This is a genomic window from Asaia sp. W19, from assembly GCF_003994335.1.
In the GTDB taxonomy this organism is placed as follows: Bacteria; Pseudomonadota; Alphaproteobacteria; order Acetobacterales; family Acetobacteraceae; genus Asaia.
Window position 1 is genome coordinate 52,690 of sequence record NZ_PNQZ01000025.1, and the last position, 14,950, is coordinate 67,639.

Here is a 14,950-nt window from a genome sequence, read left to right on the forward strand (position 1 = left end):
CATGCTATTGTTCCGCCCCGCCCGGATCATAGCCAAGCGAGGCCAGAACGAGGCGATCTTCCCAGCTGCCGCGCATCAGCGAGGGGAGGACCGACAGGGTTGCAAGGGCCGGGTCGCGCAGCATGAAGCCATCCAGGCAGGAATCGCGCAGTCTCACCCAGCACCAGATTTCGCCGTGCGGCCCTTCCACCGCGCCAATGCCCTCGCCGCTACCCGTCGCGATCGGCTCAGCCTGGGGAAGTGGCGCGCCAAACGCCGCAGCAACGCGCTCCAGCCGACGCAGGGAGTCGCGTATCTCGTCGAGGCGAAGGCATTGTCGTGCCCAGCCATCGCCCCCCAAACGCGATCCGGCGCGACCGGGAACGTGGCGCATGTCGTCTTCGAGTTGACGCAGATCGAAGGAGCGCCCTGAAGCGCGAGCGACCAACCCGCCGAGACAATGCGCCTCGGCCCGCCCCGGCGTGATGACGCCAAGTCCCTCGAGGGATTCTGCCATGCGGGCGTGCAGCCCCTCGATCACGGCAAGGCGTGGCATGAGGGCGTCATGGATCCCATGAGCCAGCGCGCAGATATCGATCCCGAAGGCAATCCCATCGGGGGTGATCGTATCGGTCAGACGTCTTGTCGCCCCATGGTGAAGGCAAAGCTCAGCGCAGAGATCCTCGGCCAGAGCGGCGTGGCTTGCGAGAAGCGTGAACCCGGTCAGGCGTGCCATGAGCGCCATATCGCGACAATGCACCGTGATGCGCTCGATTTCTGCCAGAATGATCCGGGCATCGCGCAATGCCGCAGAGGGGACGATGCCTAGCGCCTGCTCGATCGCCTGAGTATAGGCAAGGGGGGCCGCGACAAAAGCGGATGAAACACTGCGTCCGATCAGACGCAGGGCTTCCTCTGGCTTTCGGCCAAGGACCCCCTGCAGAAAGCCTCTATGAGCGGCACCAAGTATGACCTGTCCCATCTCCCAGGCGAAGGGCGGCATGTCGGTCTGAAGCGCCGTCCCGAAGGCAGCAGATGGTGGAGCATGATCTGAGGGGACCGAACGGCGCGAGAGCGGTGCGATGCTGGCCCATCCCCCGCGATCGAGAGCGGGCTCCGTTTCAATCGCACCAAGAGGAAGGCATCCCCACAAATCCTGAGCAATACGCTCAGGCCATGACGCGGCGGGGAGCACGGATGAGAGCGCGAAATACCGTCCCTCGATCAGCGGCGTACTGGCCATGACCGGTGTTTCCTGATCGAGAAACAGGACATAGGCCCGGTTGTCATCGCACCAATGGGCGATGAACCAGCCGGCCCTGGCCGCGATCATCGCGCGCCATTGAGTCTCATCAAGCGCATGATGGAAGGGCGCTATACGCTCGCCGGATCGGATGCGCGCGATCATGGTCGTCATGGCGCCATCCAGCCCAGGGAAAAATCCTGTCCTGTGTGCACCGCCGGGAGAAGGAAGGGCGCGACAAGACCCAGCCCAAGGAGCAGAAGCAGGATCAGCCGGTCGCGCCATGCGCAGGGAAGAGCGCCAGCCAGACCGGATCGGCTGGCCATAACTCCCAGCCCAATCACCGTGAGTAGGGCGGCGAGCCCGCCCGAGAGCGGGCTGCTCCGCATCAATCCGGCCAACAAGCCGCAGCTCGCGGCAAATGGCGGCCAGGGGGGCAGGCCGCAGGCGACCCAGCGCCTTGAGCGGCTGTCGAGCGCCGGTTCGGCTGCGAGGGCGAGCCCCGTGCTCAGAAACAGCATCGCCGGAACATGCCCGCCCGGTATGGCGGTAGAGACGATGGCGAGTGCGATAAGAGAGCGTACGCCGTCCTGCCGCGCGAGAATTCCCAGCCACAGGGCAGCCAGCCCGGCCAGGACCAGCACGGTGTGCGTGATGTCGCGTTCGGGCAGCCGGATCATGAGGGCAATGGCGGCGATGCAGAGCAGCATGTCCAGAAGCGCGCTGGCGCGTTCGGTGGGCGGGATCAGGCTTGAATCGAAGGAAGAGGCCAAGCCACCCGGTGCACCCAGTCCCGCAAGCAGGCATAGCCCAATGGACAAGAGGAGATCGCCCAATCTCAGCGTGGCCGGATCAGGGCTGAAACTCGTCAGGCTTGAACCAAGCAGGGTCAGGATCGTCCCGGCCAGACGCAGGCGCATCGACTCCCAGGCCTGCCTTGCCCGTGTGGTGGCAAGGGACTCCCGCAGGGCGAGAAGGAGCGCCCCACAGGCAATCAGGCAGGCAACGGGGAGCACGGCATGAAGGCCGAGAGCGAGCATGGTCACGAAACAGGCGAGAAAATCGAGACAGAGCGTGAGGCGTCGGCTCCCCTCACGCCAGGAAAGAAAGGGAACACTTGCCGCCAGCAGCCAGGTCCAGCGCGTAATCAGATCCTGCCCGGCAACAAGGGGGGTGAGCAATACGGTCAGCGCCAGACCGGTCAGAGCAAAGAGACGTGCCGAGCCCGCTGCCCGCTTTTCCGGCAGCAAGGCGAGCAGACAGGCGGCAAGCAGGGGCCAGGTTGGTATCAGGAAACGGGCGATCTGATGCAGGGTTTCAGCCATGGCTGGTACTATCCGTTCTGAGCCAGGCCAGGCGGGGCATAAGCCAGCGTCCAAGGGCCAGGAGCCCGATCCAGACCAGTGCTGCGCCAAGAACGAGCGCCCAGCTTTGTCGGTGCGCCCCCATGAGGAGAAGGCCGTTCAGCGCACTCAGCAAGCCGGTGAGCTGCATCAGGGGCATCGGCAGGGAGGCCGCGCAAAGCCCAGAGAATACGATCCCGATGCAGATCAGAACCGGCAAGCCCGGTGTTGCCGCAAGCGCCGTCAGAAGGAGCAGGGCGATGGAGGCACAGACAGCGAGGGAGGCAGCCTGCTGCGCAGCACGCCGCGCGCGAAGATCGCCGGCACGCCAGCCGGTATGGCGACGGAGCATCATCCAGCCTGCACCATTCAGCAAGGGAAGGAGGATCAATGCCGTCAGGGCGGGCGCGCCGTAGCCGATCGCGGAGACACAGGCGGCGGCGCAGGTGCCGTGAAAAGGCAGCACGCGGCTGTCGCGTCCTATGGCGGCGAGGGCGATCAGCAGCATCAGGCCAAGCAGAACCGTCACGTACTCAGCCTCCCGGCAAGAACCAGCAGAATGGCCGCACCGCTCAGGACCAGGGCCAGACGCCCCGAGGGCAGCGGGCGTATGGCGCGCCAGGCAGCGGCGAGACAGACCAGCAGAGTGAGCTTAAGCGGAGCCGCGACGCACCAGAGCAGGGCGAGATGCCCGATGGTGGCATTGCTCGTGGCCAGGGAATCCGGCCAGACCAGATCGGCGACCAGAAGATACCAGCAACAGACAGAGAGATCGTGGCGGTAGCGCATCAGGCTGCGATGGCGCCCCTGCGCCCCTGCAATCAGGTCCTCGTTCCAGGATTGGGACAGGAAGCGCCGATTGAGGATGAGCAGGATCGCAGCCGCCATGAAGACGAGACCGCCCATCAGGGCCGGGGCGGGCTGCAGCAGGCGTTGTTGCAGCAGACCCAGAAGCGTCCCCGCGCCGGGAAGCCCGACCGTGATCAATGTTCCTGTGAGTGCGAGCAGAGGCACCAGAAACATAAGATCGTGCCCCAGCCTCCCGAGGGCAGCCCTAAGACGCAGGGCGATCATGGGGGTCGGGGCAGCGTTGACAGTCTGAGCCCAAAGACAGCCCGATGCCAGGATCAGCAGGACACCGCAGGCGAGAGGCTCGGACAAAAAGCCGAAGAGCAGCCTCGTGCTGGCCAGGGGGATGCCTGTCATGGCGAGAAGAACCGAGCACAGGCTCAGTCGGCTCAGGGCTGGAATAGCCCCTCTCTTGCGCCAGCCTGCACGTATCTGTCGCCAGCGCCATCCGGGCAGGACACCGCTGCGGCCAGCCAGAAGATTACCGGTCAGGCATTCCAGATCGGTCAGGAAGGGCGCCAGAAGCGCGATCGTGACCATCTGGGCGACGGTGATGAGCAGAGCCAGAAGAAACGCAGCGATCATGCCGTCCAGCCCAGCCAGGCGAGGGCAACCGCCAGTACTGCCAGCCAGAGCGGGAGTGCTTGCCGGATGAGTGGGGTCTCAAATGCGCGGGTCGATCGCCCGTTCATCTGCCCCATGTCCCTCGCGCCGTGCAAAAACGTCACGAGCGCACCAAAACGCTGCCTCCCGGTTACGATGAAACGCTTGATCGTCCACGGCAGGCGCAGCCGGAATTCCGGAATCGGCCAGGGCGGGATGCCTGTACGAGTGGGCAGGAGGGGCCCGATCAGGAGAGGCGCGACGAGGGCTGGAATCAGGAAAATCAGCGCAGGATACCAGAAGGCGCCATCGCCCCCGGCAAGCGACCAGAGCGGCCAGCCACGCCAGGTATCGCCGCTGCTGCCCGCCATCACGAGCAGGGCCTTGTGCACGAGACCGAGAAACAGACCGGGACAGATCGAGAGGACCAGCCCGAGCGTGACCGGAGCAAGAGATGTCTGGCTCAGAGAGGGTGGAGAGCGCGCAGCCTGCTGCCATGCGGCGAGCCAGCTTCGGATCATGAGCACGCCGATCACGAGGCTCAGCATGACTCCGCCAGCGGTCCAGGCAGGAGAGAGACCACAAAGCGCATCAATAACGTGAAGGGCCAGCCAGAAGGGCAGGAACCCGGCAAGTGGAGGCAGGGGCGTCCGGAAAAGGAAGCCGGTTTTCCCGAGCCCCGTCAGAGCCAGTGCGAGGATCGTTGCTTCTGCGCCCGCCATGGCCGTGTCAGGCAGATTACCGATCCGGGCGCACATGGTCAGCCCGAGCAGGAGCAGCGGAAAGCCTGCGAGTCCCTTGCCGACTGGCATTGTCAGGCAGAGCCCGCCTCCCAAGAGGATCAGGCAGAGTGGCCAGAACAGGGAGGTCGTGTCGAGAAGGGTAGGCACGAGAAGCGCATAGGCCAGAAGCGGGAGCTCGGCGAAAGCCGGCAGCAAGCCGAGTCCAGCCAACGGTGCCAGAAACGCCAGGGCGGGGACGAATGGAAGCAGGGCAAGGAGACAGGAGGCCGGCGCCAGCAAGCCCAGCCGCCAGGCTGAGTGGGGCGGCGCCACGTCTGCATCCGGTATCTGTCTGTGTGTCTGCGCGAGACAGGGCAGAAAGCAAAGCAGGGCGAGCGTCGTGCTATCGCAAAGCAGGCCAAGCCCGCCCAAGGCCTCTGTCAGGGCATTCTGTCTCGCGGCGTGAGGGATGCGCGACACCGTCCAGAGCAGCAGCCAGCAGGCATTGAGCGGGTCGAGCGTCAGGGCGGAAAGATTGGCTTCATGCGGACTGAGCGCGCCACAGAGCGCTGCAATTGCTTGCAGGCCAAGAACGACGCCGCGCAACACTGCCGCTGTCGGTCCCTTCAAAGGTGCCGATACCAGGCGCACGACCAGGCAGATCAGCAACAAGGCGAGGGCGAAAGCTGGAAACAGGGGAAAGTCCTGACATGGCCGGGGTGTTCAGGACCTGTCTTAACGCAATTCCCGGTCGAGCCCAATTCCTGCGTGGGAAATCCGGGGATGCGAAGCTTCCTCCGGCGCGTCCCGTATCCGGCGCGGTGGGTGGAAGGCGCTTCGCTAAAACCAGTCGATCCAGTGCGCCAATAGGTCCTCGGAGGGTCCTGAGCGCCTCGCCGTCATTTCAGAGCGTCGGATCACGCGCTGTTCACCATGGCGCTTCAGAGCGGACCGTATTCCCCGGCGCGCTGCTGCGCGAGCGTCAGCAGATCATTGCTGCCATTGCCTGCGGCTTCGGGGTCGTAGAGCACGAATTCCAGTTCAGGCTCGATCTGCCTGAAGGCGAGAGTCATACCAAGACGCTCGCCAAGAAATGCCGTGAAACGCTCTATCTGGGTGCTGGGAAGGCTCGAAACCCAGACCCGGCGCTCACGCTCCAGATCACGGGAAATCTGGGGGTGTGCCACGAGATAGGTCTCAAATTCTGCTTTCGTCATCCCGTTTCTCCGCCGGAGATTGTTTTATGTCAGGATTATCGCGCGGGGAATGTGCGTTATCCAAGTAAACAATTCTATGACTTCAAGCATTGCAGGCTATTCTACTGGTATGAAACGTAGGCAAGGAGCGATCGGAACGCATCTCGCACCTGGATTGCGTCTGCCAGTCCAGGTTGCCTGCGTCATTCTGTGGTGTCAGATCATTTCGAGAGGCCTCTTTTCATCAGGTGGTGTGAAATGCGCGTCCAGCTGGGCCAGATCCTCTGACGTCAACTCTATGGACAGCGCCGCTATGTTTTCACGCAGATGGCGGCGTGAGCCTGCCTTGGGGATAGAGAGAAGGTTCGGATGCCTGATCGTCCAGGCAAGGGCGATCTGGGCCGGTGTGGCAGGGCCGTTTTTCGTCTCATGGGCGCGGGCTATGGTGGCAAGTACGGGCTCGTGCAACAGGGCGCCCCCCTGACCCAGGGGCGAGTAGGCCATCGAAACGATCTGCGCCTGCCGGTCGCGCGCCAGCAGGTCATGATCCACGCCGCGCGCTTCGAGATTGTACAGAATCTGGTTTGCGGCACAGTCCTCGTTGAGGCTGTCCAGCTCCTCCATATCTTCCGTGTCGAAATTCGAGACCCCCCAGTGTCGGATCAATCCCTGATCCTGCAGATGAACGAGCGCATCCAGCGTTTCCTCAAGCGGTACGCCACCACGCCAGTGCAGCAGATAGAGATCGAGATGATCGGTTCCCAGCCTTTCGAGCGAGGCCGTGCAACTGCTGAGCGTTCCCTCATAGGTGGCATTGGAGGGCAGAACCTTGGAGACGAGAAAGACCTGATCCCGCCTGCCGCGTATGGCCTCTCCTACCAGCCGCTCAGACCGGCCACCGCCATACATCTCCGCTGTGTCGATCACGCTGAGCCCCAGATCGAGCCCCTCCTGCAGGCTGGCGATCTCCTCAGCGCGCGAGGCCACCGAGTCGCCTATGTTCCAGCTGCCCATTCCCAGTGCTGGAACCGAGAGGCCATCGCGAAAAACCACCTGTTTCATGAAAACTTCCTTTTCATTCCAGGGATCGAAGCGCCAGATGAGGAAAGACGTTTGTTGACGTGCTTCAGCGACCGATCACGACTCCGTGAATATTAGGCGTTTCTTTCCGGCCTGACGTTATCCTGCGCGCGGGGAATCATGGAGATCGCAGCCGAACCAGAAAAGGAGGCCAGCCATGGCGTCTTTCGACCATCGCGTTATCCAGCGACTGTTCGGGCTGAACGGGTCGATGGCTGAACCGTCCAGCGAGGGACGGCCTGGTCCGTTCTGGGCGACGCGTTTTCGTGACAGAGCGCGCTGTCGCGTGCGGTCGCCAGGCGCAGGAACCGAGGGATGGGCGTGGTCTGAACGCGTTGCCCCTTATGGCGTGCCCGATGTCAGGGTCGAACATCATCATCTCGGTGCCGGTTCGGATGAGGGGGCTTCCCGCTGCAAGGCCAGAGGTTGGGGGATGGTGATCTCCGGTTCTGCCCGGCTCGAAATGGCGTATGGAAGCTTGGGTGATCACCGCCATGACATGCTCGAGGCGGGTGACGTCTGGAGCGTTCCCGCTGATGCAGAGGCATCTTTTCACGCCCATGGTCCAAGCGGGGCGAGTCTCATAGCCTTCATAGGAGGTCGCGAAACCCAGGATAACGCGCTTGGCGAGCCCTGGGGACGTGAGGACAGCTATGGCCATAAGGGCGCGCTGCGCCATGGTCTGCTGTCCCAGGAGGCCGAACGGACGGGCTGGGGCAGCATCAGGGTGGTCGAGGCCGACGTCTTCAGCGATCCCGATGCGCTTTCTGCAGCCTTCGTTGAAATCATGCCGGATTGCCGGACGGATCTGCATTGGCATCTCAATACGGCGGTCTGGCAGATCTGCATTGAAGGCACTGGCCTGTTGACCCAACTCGCATCAGGACACAGAGGCGAAGTCACGCGTCTCGCACCGGGAATGGTGTGTCATGTGCCCCGTGGGGAGGGGTATCATCTGCGGAATGATGGAGAGACCACACTGACAGTGTTGGAAATCTTCCGTTCGGATCATTATCACGACCTTTCCCTGCCACAATGGCTTGCCGCCGCCTCCCCTGAGGCGATCGCCGCGCATCTCTGTGTCGATGTGGGCACGATCGCCCGTCTCTCCCGCGCAGGCTGACGGATCGAGCCCGTCAGCGCGCGGACCGAAGCTGGAAACAGGCATGGTCAGCTGAGGCTCAATCTGAAGGCAACATGGGGCGGTCGGCTGACGGTCGGGTCCCGTCTCTCTGGCTGGACCTCGGGAGACGGAATAGGGTAGTCGTGAGGACAGGCTTCCTGGTCCATCGGACCGTCTGTCGATGAGTCCTGCATGATCAGCCTGTTCGATCTCTTTAAAATCGGTATCGGTCCGTCCTCCTCACATACGGTTGGCCCCATGCGGGCAGCGCAGCGTTTCATGGCAGGGCTTCATGACCTTGCTTCTGTCGCAAGCCTCCGTGTCACGCTCTATGGCTCTCTGGCCTGGACGGCCCAGGGTCATGCGACGGACAAGGCGGTGATTCTCGGCTTGTGCGGCGAAATGCCCCAGAGCGTCGACCCTGATGCTGCCGACGGGATCGTGTCACGCGTTGCCGAGATGAAACAGATCAGTTTTCAGGACTGCTTCATCCCTTTCGATCCGGAGAAGGATCTGGTGCTTGACCGGGAAACCGTCCCACCTGTCCATCCGAACACCCTGCAATTCGAAGCGCTCGATGCGGACGGTGACGTGCTTGATCGCGCGCGTTTTTGCTCTGTCGGCGGTGGGTTTATCGTTTCCGAAAGCGTGACCGAGAGCGCGGGCTATGCCCAGCCCGTCGTGCCTCACCCTTTTACCAGCGGGGCGGAGCTGCTGCATCACGCTAGGACCAGCGGGCTCAGCATCGCTGCCCTGGTTCTGGAAAACGAATGTGCCCTGCGGCCAAGGCAGGAGGTCGAGGCGTATCTCGATGAAATCATCGCCGTGATGATGGCCTGCATCGCGCGTGGCATGGGTCAGACCGGTATCCTGCCGGGCCGGTTGAAAGTACGGCGTCGCGCTGCCGCCCTGCATGAAAAACTGATCGAGCGCGAACGTGCCAATATGCGTTCGGCCCATGGGATCATGGACTGGATCAGCCTCTTCGCCATTGCGGTGAATGAGGAGAATGCGGCGGGGGGCCGTGTGGTTACAGCCCCAACAAACGGGGCGGCGGGCATCATTCCATCTGTCCTGCGCTATTATCGCGATTACTGCATGCCGTTACCCCCTGCGAGTACCCAACAGGGGATGCGTGATTTCCTGCTGACGGCGTCAGCCATTGGAGGGTTGTTCAAGCTCAATGCCTCGATTTCGGGCGCCGAGGTCGGATGCCAGGGTGAGGTCGGTGTGGCCTCCTCCATGGCGGCGGCGGGGCTGGCGGCAGCCCTGGGCGGCACGCCCGAACAGATCGAAGATGCGGCCGAGATCGGCATGGAGCATCATCTGGGTATGACCTGCGATCCTGTAGCGGGCCTCGTGCAGATCCCATGCATCGAGCGTAATGCCTTCGGTGCGGTGAAGGCCATCAATGCGGCCTCGCTTGCGCTGAATGGCGATGGTGCCCATCTCGTCTCACTCGATCAGGTTATCCGCACCATGGCCGAAACCGGGCGGGATATGAACCAGCGCTACAAGGAAACCTCGCTGGGCGGGCTCGCCGTCAACCTGCCGGAATGCTGAGCTTCTGAACGGATAATCGCCTGGCGGGGCCGGCATGGTTTGCGGACCCCGACGATGGATCTGGACTTATCGATAGACGATTCCGCCATCGGTCAGGATCGACTGGCCGGTGATATAGTCGGAGTCCGCGCTGGCCAGAAACGCGACGAGGGCTGCCACGTCATCCGGCGTCTGGGCCCGGCCAAGAGCGATGCCATCGACATATTTCTTGTAGGTCTCGCCTTTGGGCGTCCCTGTCAGCGTCGAGAAGCGCTCATCGATTTCGACCCACATATCCGTACCCACGATACCCGGACAATAGGCGTTCACCGTAATGCCTGAGCGCGCATATTCCTTGGCTGCCGATTGCGTGAGGGCGCGTACCGCAAATTTCGTCGCGGAATAGACACCCAGCAGGGCAAACCCGTCATGCCCGGCGATCGAGGACGCATTGATGATCTTGCCTTTCTGGCCGCGTGCCTTGAATTTGGCCGCTGAGGCCTGAATACCCCAGAGCACACCCTGGATATTGATGCGCAAGATGCGCTCGACCTCCTCGGGCATCACATCGGCAATCGGGTTCACCTGCGCGATCCCGGCATTATTGATCATCACATCAAATCCGGCGAGTGCAGTCTCGGCATGATCGATGGCGGCATAGACCGCATCGCGCTGGCTGACATCAGCAGCAAAGACGCTCGCCTTGCGGCCAAGAGCCTCGATCTCGCCGCGTACGCTCTCAAGCTTGTCCGTCTTGAGATCCACAAGGGCAATGTTTGCCCCTTCGCTGGCCAGTCGCAGCGCAATGCCGCGCCCGATCCCCTGAGCCGCACCGGTGACCAGAACGATTTTTCCATCGAGACGCATGGGTGGTTTCTCCCTCATCATGGGCGGGCAACACCCGTGATGGCGTCGCATGGCCCCGTGTCCGAGAGGGAAACGGCGGAACCCAGGCTCAGGTCAGGGTCATGAGCGTCTTGTGAACTTCGAGACAGAACATGTCATGACCTGGGATGAAGGTTCTTGATTCAAGAAGGCAGAAACGGGTGTTCTGGCGTGGAGCTCGTTGTGACGGGGCAGGAGGGGCCCGTTCAGTCAGGCTCAACCGGCTTTCTGCCAGCCCCGTTCCTGCTGCTGCCAATAGGCCAGGTCATGTCCGGCCTGTTTCGCGCTGCTCCACAAGCTGCGCGCGCGACTGACGGCCTGAGTGTCATTGCCATCGAAAAGGGTGAAGATACGTTCGAAACGCTCGAGCGCCGTATCGATGCCGCCATCAAGCAGAAACAGAAAACGCGCCTCATTGGGCACGTCATCGCCCTTTGTAAGCCAGATGGGCTGTCTTGGACCATGCCCCATGCTCTGGCTGCCATGAGGCAGCCAGAGGGGGGATTTTGCTTTCCACAGGGCTTCATCGAGTTGCTTGACCTGTGCGGCATCACGGCACCGGATCACGGCGCGCTGCCCGGAGTCGAGCGTCCGCCCCAGAAGGGGAGGCAGCGCGTCTTCCAGCGTTGTGCGCGTCAGGTGATAGAAGCCGATTGCGCTCATGAAGCGGCTGTTTCTCCCTGCTCGTGATGGCGCACGAGCGCATCGAGCAAACGCACGCCGAAGCCGGTTGCGCCCTTGGGGCATTGCGGTGCCGCGTCGGAGCGCCAAGCCACCCCCGCAATATCGAGATGCGCCCAGGGCGTGTCGCCGACGAACCGCGCAAGAAACTGGGCGGCGGTGATGGAGCTGCCCGGACGGCCCGTGATGTTCTTCATATCGGCAATATCCGAGCGCAGCTGTCGGTCATAGGCCTTGCCCATCGGCATGCGCCATACGGCCTCACCCGTTGTCTCGCCTGCTTCGAACAAAGCCTTGGCCAGCGCGTCGTCATTGCTGAACAGACCCGCGCGCACATGGCCCAGACTGACCACAATGGCCCCGGTCAGCGTGGCGAGATCCACCATCAGGCGCGGCTGGAAGCGCTCCTTTGCATAGGCCAGCACATCGGCAAGAACCAGACGCCCCTCAGCATCGGTATTGAGCACTTCGATGGTCTTTCCAGCATAGCTGCGCACCACGTCGCCGGGGCGTTGCGCATTGCCTGACAGCATGTTCTCGACCAGACCGACGACCCCGATCACATGGGTGGTGGCCTTGCGTCGCGCCACGGCCTCGAGCGCGCCGACCACGGCGGCGGCCCCGCCCATATCGGTCTTCATCTCATCCATGCCAGCGGCTGGCTTGATGGAGATACCGCCGGAGTCGAAGGTCACGCCCTTGCCGATGAAAGCGATCGGTGCGTCCTCCGAGCCACGATAGCGCATGATCGCAACCCGGGCTTCCTGATCGCTGCCCTGGGCCACGCCCAGCAGCGCTCCGAAACCCAGCTCGCGCAGACGCGCGGCATTGAGGATCTCCACCTCCACGCCTAGATCGCGCAGTGTCTCGATGCGGCGGGCGAATTCCGGCGGGTTGAGCACGTTGGGCGGCTCGCTTACCAGATCCCGAGCGCGGAAGACGCCCTTGGCCACGGCCTGCAGGCTCTCCCACTGAACGCGCACGGTTTCGGTATCATCCACACCCAAATGCAGGCGCTGAAGCTGCGGCGCGTTCTCGGCTTCATCCGTGTGATAGAGGTCGAAGCTGTAGCGTCCCAGTGCAGCGCCATAGGCGGCATGGGCAGCAAACTCGGCGCATCGACCGGCGAAGGCAAGATCGGCATGGGTCGTGTCGCGCACGGCACGCGCCGCCTGACCTCCGGCGGCTTCCATGCACGGGATATCCAGTTCGTCCTCCGGTCCGCAGCCGATCAGCACGATACGCGCGAGTGCGGCGCAAGGAGCCAGCAGCGTGCAGCTCTGATCGCGCTGGCCCTTGAAGCGTGAAATGGCAACAGCGCGACGAAGAGCCCCGCCAGTCGCCGCATCGAGATGGGTGAACGGTCCGTGCGCCACATCGAAATCCGGTCCGGTGAGCAGTACCAGCGTCTGTTCCGATTCCGGGGCACCCTTGCCCTGCAGGATTGGAAACGGCGCCTGAATCTGGATGTCGAGCATGGTTCGTCCGGTCAAAATCTGAGAATTCCGCCACTATTGGCATGCCTCGTGCAGATGGCAAGGCGGGACATGAATAACAACGATATTGGATCGTTCATTAAATTCAAACCACTATGAGCGTTGATTGTTGACTGGAATTATGGCCTAGTCGCGCCTCACGCCACCCGACGCCCATCAAGGCCCCGCCATGTCATTGCTTGCCGATCTGAATCTGCTTTTCGTCCTCTCTGGTCTCGGGGTTGGCTTTCTGGTCGGTATGACCGGAGTCGGCGGCGGCTCGCTCATGACCCCGTTGCTGATCCTGTTATTCAAGGTGCATCCCCAGGCGGCAGTGGGCACCGACCTGCTCTATGCCGCGATCACCAAGTCCGTAGGAACGCTGGTTCATGGGCATCGTGGCGCTGTGGAGTGGCGTGTGGTGCTGCGCATGCTGGCAGGCAGCCTGCCTGCCACGGTAATATCCCTGATGTTTCTGCACTGGTATGGCAGCCCGTCTCACGACACGACCCGTCTTGTCTCCACGGCTTTGGGCGTTGCCCTTCTGATCACCGCGCCGAGTGTGTTCTTTCGCAAGGAATTGCAGGAATGGTCGCATCGCCATGCTGGTGAGCTGTCGGCGCGCAGTGCGGCGGCGTTGACCGTCATATTGGGGGCCGTGCTGGGTGTGATGGTCACGCTGTCTTCGGTGGGCGCCGGGGCAATCGGCATGACCGTCCTGATCCTGCTCTATCCCAATCTCAGCACCGCCCGTCTCGTGGGGTCCGATATCGCCCATGCCGTGCCGCTGACGCTTATTGCCGGTATGGGACATTGGTGGCTGGGCGCGGTCAAGATTCCCATGCTGGTTTCGCTGCTTTGCGGCTCGATCCCTGGCATCGTGCTTGGCAGCCTTTGCGTCGGGCAGGTCAATGAGCGCGTTCAGCGTACAGTGCTTGCCGCCGTTCTCTTCATCGTCGGTTGGCGCCTGGTCTGACCTCCCCTGAAAAAGGGTCGCGGGAGCGCGATGGTCCTTCGGCTGGGAGTGGCGCATAGCCTTCTACACGCCACGCGGAGAGGGAGTGGTCCTTCCTCTGCGTGTTTCAGAGTTCGGTATCGTGACAGGCAATCCATTCAGAATGACCGTCGGCATAGCGTTCACGTTTCCAGATGGGCACACGGCGCTTGAGTTCGTCGATCACGAAGCGGCACGCCAGAAAGGCGCCGTCGCGATGCGCGGCTGAGACCCCGATCCAGACGGCCATATCCCCTATCGCGAGACTGCCGAAACGGTGAATGGCCGAAGCGGCAAGGATCTCAAAGCGCGTTTCGGCCTCGCGCAACACGGCCAGAGCCTCGGCTTCGGCGAGGGGGCGGTACGCCTGATAATCCAGCCCGAGCACATCCTGCCCGTCACTGTGATTGCGCACCCAGCCTTCAAAACTGCAATACCCGCCTGCCTCGTCGCGTCTCAAGGCGTGAGCGAATGCCGTGGGATCGATGGGCTGATCTGTCAGAAGGAACGCGCTCATCCGCCGGATACCGGTGGAATGAACACGATATGATCGCCCTCACTGACGGGCTGATCCCAAGGGGCAAAACGCGCATTTACCGCCACGCGCAAACGCGCGCGCGGCAGGGTGAAGCCGCGCGAGTGCGCGAGAGCATCGTAAAGCGCGGCGAGATCCGGTGCCTCGGTCCGCAGCGTTTCGCTCTGACATCCAGCCTCGTCACGCAAAAGGGCAAAGTATTCGAGTGTCACGCTGGCCATGTCAGCCTGCTCTGAAATCACGCTTGCCACCGCTCTTGCCCATGAGGCGAACATTTTCGATCACCATGTCATGGCTGAGTGCCTTGCACATGTCATACAGGGTGAGGGCGGCAACGGTGGCGCCGGTGAGGGCCTCCATTTCCACACCCGTCTTGCCTTCGCATTTCACACGGCAATCGATGAGCGCGGTGCATCCCTCAATGGTAATGTCGAGCTTGCATCCGGTCAGGGCGAGGGGGTGGCAGAGCGGAATGAGCTGCGCGGTCGATTTGGTTCCCATGATCCCGGCAAGCTGTGCCACGGTCAGCACGGCGCCCTTGCTGGTCATGTAGCCGGACTCGGCAAGGGACTGGGCGACATCGGGGGGGAAACGCAGCGTGGCGCGCGCATGGGCCTCGCGCCGGGTCACCTGCTTGTCGCCTATCTCGACCATGCGAGGCCGTTCGCCGTTTTCATCCACATGGGTCAGGGATGTCATC

Annotated in this window: 16 protein-coding genes; 3 read left to right on the forward strand and 13 right to left on the reverse strand. The window is 62.6% G+C overall.

Annotation, left to right across the window (positions count from 1 at the left end; all coding sequences use genetic code 11):
* Window positions 1–4: 4 nt before the first annotated feature.
* The 7 genes from C0V97_RS06160 to C0V97_RS06190 all read right to left on the reverse strand — a co-directional run bounded on the left by C0V97_RS06160 (window position 5) and on the right by C0V97_RS06190 (window position 6,997).
* Entirely contained in the window at window positions 5–1,396 is a 1,392-nt protein-coding gene (locus C0V97_RS06160) for a hypothetical protein (RefSeq protein ID WP_158625355.1), read from the reverse strand.
* Window positions 1,393–2,547: a hypothetical protein gene (locus tag C0V97_RS18315; protein WP_158625356.1), complete on the reverse strand. Its 1,155-nt coding sequence runs from the start codon at window positions 2,545–2,547 to the stop codon at window positions 1,393–1,395. Before C0V97_RS18315 ends, C0V97_RS06160 begins: the two co-directional genes overlap by 4 nt.
* Window positions 2,540–3,094 carry a hypothetical protein gene (locus C0V97_RS06170; RefSeq protein WP_127101750.1) on the reverse strand — a complete coding sequence of 185 codons (555 nt, stop codon included), beginning with the start codon at window positions 3,092–3,094 and terminating at the stop codon, window positions 2,540–2,542. Before C0V97_RS06170 ends, C0V97_RS18315 begins: the two co-directional genes overlap by 8 nt.
* Window positions 3,091–3,999 carry a hypothetical protein gene (locus tag C0V97_RS06175; protein ID WP_127101752.1) on the reverse strand — a complete coding sequence of 303 codons (909 nt, stop codon included), beginning with the start codon at window positions 3,997–3,999 and terminating at the stop codon, window positions 3,091–3,093. The genes C0V97_RS06170 and C0V97_RS06175 overlap by 4 nt, the downstream gene beginning before the upstream one ends.
* Window positions 3,996–5,369 (reverse strand): hypothetical protein, encoded by a 1,374-nt coding sequence (locus C0V97_RS06180; RefSeq protein WP_127101754.1) that lies wholly within the window; start codon window positions 5,367–5,369, stop codon window positions 3,996–3,998. The genes C0V97_RS06175 and C0V97_RS06180 overlap by 4 nt, the downstream gene beginning before the upstream one ends.
* Window positions 5,370–5,680: 311 nt before the next feature.
* Complete coding sequence (locus tag C0V97_RS06185) at window positions 5,681–5,956, reverse strand: hypothetical protein (RefSeq protein WP_127101756.1); 276 nt, start codon at window positions 5,954–5,956, stop codon at window positions 5,681–5,683.
* Between the two features lie 195 nt (window positions 5,957–6,151).
* Window positions 6,152–6,997 (reverse strand): aldo/keto reductase, encoded by an 846-nt coding sequence (locus tag C0V97_RS06190; RefSeq protein ID WP_127101766.1) that lies wholly within the window; start codon window positions 6,995–6,997, stop codon window positions 6,152–6,154.
* Window positions 6,998–7,172: 175 nt separating this feature from the next.
* Between C0V97_RS06190 and C0V97_RS06195 the strand changes: the two genes are divergently transcribed.
* Together C0V97_RS06195 and C0V97_RS06200 are read left to right on the forward strand one after the other, a co-directional pair.
* Window positions 7,173–8,138 carry a cupin domain-containing protein gene (locus tag C0V97_RS06195; RefSeq protein WP_127101767.1) on the forward strand — a complete coding sequence of 322 codons (966 nt, stop codon included), beginning with the start codon at window positions 7,173–7,175 and terminating at the stop codon, window positions 8,136–8,138.
* A gap of 192 nt (window positions 8,139–8,330) precedes the next feature.
* On the forward strand, window positions 8,331–9,701 hold the full coding sequence (locus C0V97_RS06200; protein ID WP_127101768.1) for an L-serine ammonia-lyase: 1,371 nt from the start codon (window positions 8,331–8,333) through the stop codon (window positions 9,699–9,701).
* Window positions 9,702–9,767: 66 nt separating this feature from the next.
* On the opposite strand, the gene C0V97_RS06205 is transcribed toward C0V97_RS06200, so the two are convergent.
* The 3 genes from C0V97_RS06205 to C0V97_RS06215 form a co-directional block, all read right to left on the reverse strand.
* A complete protein-coding gene (locus tag C0V97_RS06205) occupies window positions 9,768–10,547 on the reverse strand; it encodes an acetoin reductase (RefSeq protein WP_127101769.1) in 780 nt (259 codons plus the stop codon).
* 234 nt (window positions 10,548–10,781) lie between these two features.
* Window positions 10,782–11,228, reverse strand: coding sequence for a DNA polymerase III subunit chi (locus C0V97_RS06210; protein ID WP_127101770.1), 447 nt, complete (start codon window positions 11,226–11,228; stop codon window positions 10,782–10,784).
* Window positions 11,225–12,724, reverse strand: a complete 1,500-nt coding sequence (locus C0V97_RS06215; protein WP_127101771.1) for a leucyl aminopeptidase — start codon at window positions 12,722–12,724, stop codon at window positions 11,225–11,227. The genes C0V97_RS06210 and C0V97_RS06215 overlap by 4 nt, the downstream gene beginning before the upstream one ends.
* Before the next feature lie 187 nt (window positions 12,725–12,911).
* Here C0V97_RS06215 and C0V97_RS06220 point away from each other — a divergent pair, with 187 nt between their 5' ends.
* A complete protein-coding gene (locus C0V97_RS06220; protein WP_127101772.1) occupies window positions 12,912–13,697 on the forward strand; it encodes a sulfite exporter TauE/SafE family protein in 786 nt (261 codons plus the stop codon).
* Window positions 13,698–13,803: 106 nt separating this feature from the next.
* Here C0V97_RS06220 and C0V97_RS06225 read toward each other — a convergent pair whose 3' ends face one another.
* The 3 genes from C0V97_RS06225 to moaC are packed head-to-tail and all read right to left on the reverse strand — an operon-like array spanning window position 13,804 to window position 14,949.
* Window positions 13,804–14,232 (reverse strand): molybdenum cofactor biosynthesis protein MoaE, encoded by a 429-nt coding sequence (locus C0V97_RS06225; RefSeq protein ID WP_127101773.1) that lies wholly within the window; start codon window positions 14,230–14,232, stop codon window positions 13,804–13,806.
* Entirely contained in the window at window positions 14,229–14,492 is a 264-nt protein-coding gene (locus C0V97_RS06230; RefSeq protein ID WP_233582008.1) for a MoaD/ThiS family protein, read from the reverse strand. The genes C0V97_RS06225 and C0V97_RS06230 overlap by 4 nt, the downstream gene beginning before the upstream one ends.
* Window positions 14,473–14,949 carry a cyclic pyranopterin monophosphate synthase MoaC gene (moaC, locus tag C0V97_RS06235; protein ID WP_127101774.1) on the reverse strand — a complete coding sequence of 159 codons (477 nt, stop codon included), beginning with the start codon at window positions 14,947–14,949 and terminating at the stop codon, window positions 14,473–14,475. Before moaC ends, C0V97_RS06230 begins: the two co-directional genes overlap by 20 nt.
* Between the last annotated feature and the right edge of the window lies 1 nt (window position 14,950).

Coding starts and splice junctions, on each gene's coding strand:
- C0V97_RS06195 (WP_127101767.1), top strand. CDS start 7,173: ATGGCGTCTTTCGACCATCGCGTTATCCAGCGACTGTTCGGGCTGAAC.
- C0V97_RS18315 (WP_158625356.1), bottom strand. CDS start 2,547: ATGGCTGAAACCCTGCATCAGATCGCCCGTTTCCTGATACCAACCTGG.
- C0V97_RS06220 (WP_127101772.1), top strand. CDS start 12,912: ATGTCATTGCTTGCCGATCTGAATCTGCTTTTCGTCCTCTCTGGTCTC.
- C0V97_RS06205 (WP_127101769.1), bottom strand. CDS start 10,547: ATGCGTCTCGATGGAAAAATCGTTCTGGTCACCGGTGCGGCTCAGGGG.
- C0V97_RS06175 (WP_127101752.1), bottom strand. CDS start 3,999: ATGATCGCTGCGTTTCTTCTGGCTCTGCTCATCACCGTCGCCCAGATG.
- C0V97_RS06185 (WP_127101756.1), bottom strand. CDS start 5,956: ATGACGAAAGCAGAATTTGAGACCTATCTCGTGGCACACCCCCAGATT.
- C0V97_RS06225 (WP_127101773.1), bottom strand. CDS start 14,232: ATGAGCGCGTTCCTTCTGACAGATCAGCCCATCGATCCCACGGCATTC.
- C0V97_RS06200 (WP_127101768.1), top strand. CDS start 8,331: ATGATCAGCCTGTTCGATCTCTTTAAAATCGGTATCGGTCCGTCCTCC.
- C0V97_RS06210 (WP_127101770.1), bottom strand. CDS start 11,228: ATGAGCGCAATCGGCTTCTATCACCTGACGCGCACAACGCTGGAAGAC.
- C0V97_RS06160 (WP_158625355.1), bottom strand. CDS start 1,396: ATGACGACCATGATCGCGCGCATCCGATCCGGCGAGCGTATAGCGCCC.
- C0V97_RS06190 (WP_127101766.1), bottom strand. CDS start 6,997: ATGAAACAGGTGGTTTTTCGCGATGGCCTCTCGGTTCCAGCACTGGGA.
- moaC (WP_127101774.1), bottom strand. CDS start 14,949: ATGACATCCCTGACCCATGTGGATGAAAACGGCGAACGGCCTCGCATG.
- C0V97_RS06215 (WP_127101771.1), bottom strand. CDS start 12,724: ATGCTCGACATCCAGATTCAGGCGCCGTTTCCAATCCTGCAGGGCAAG.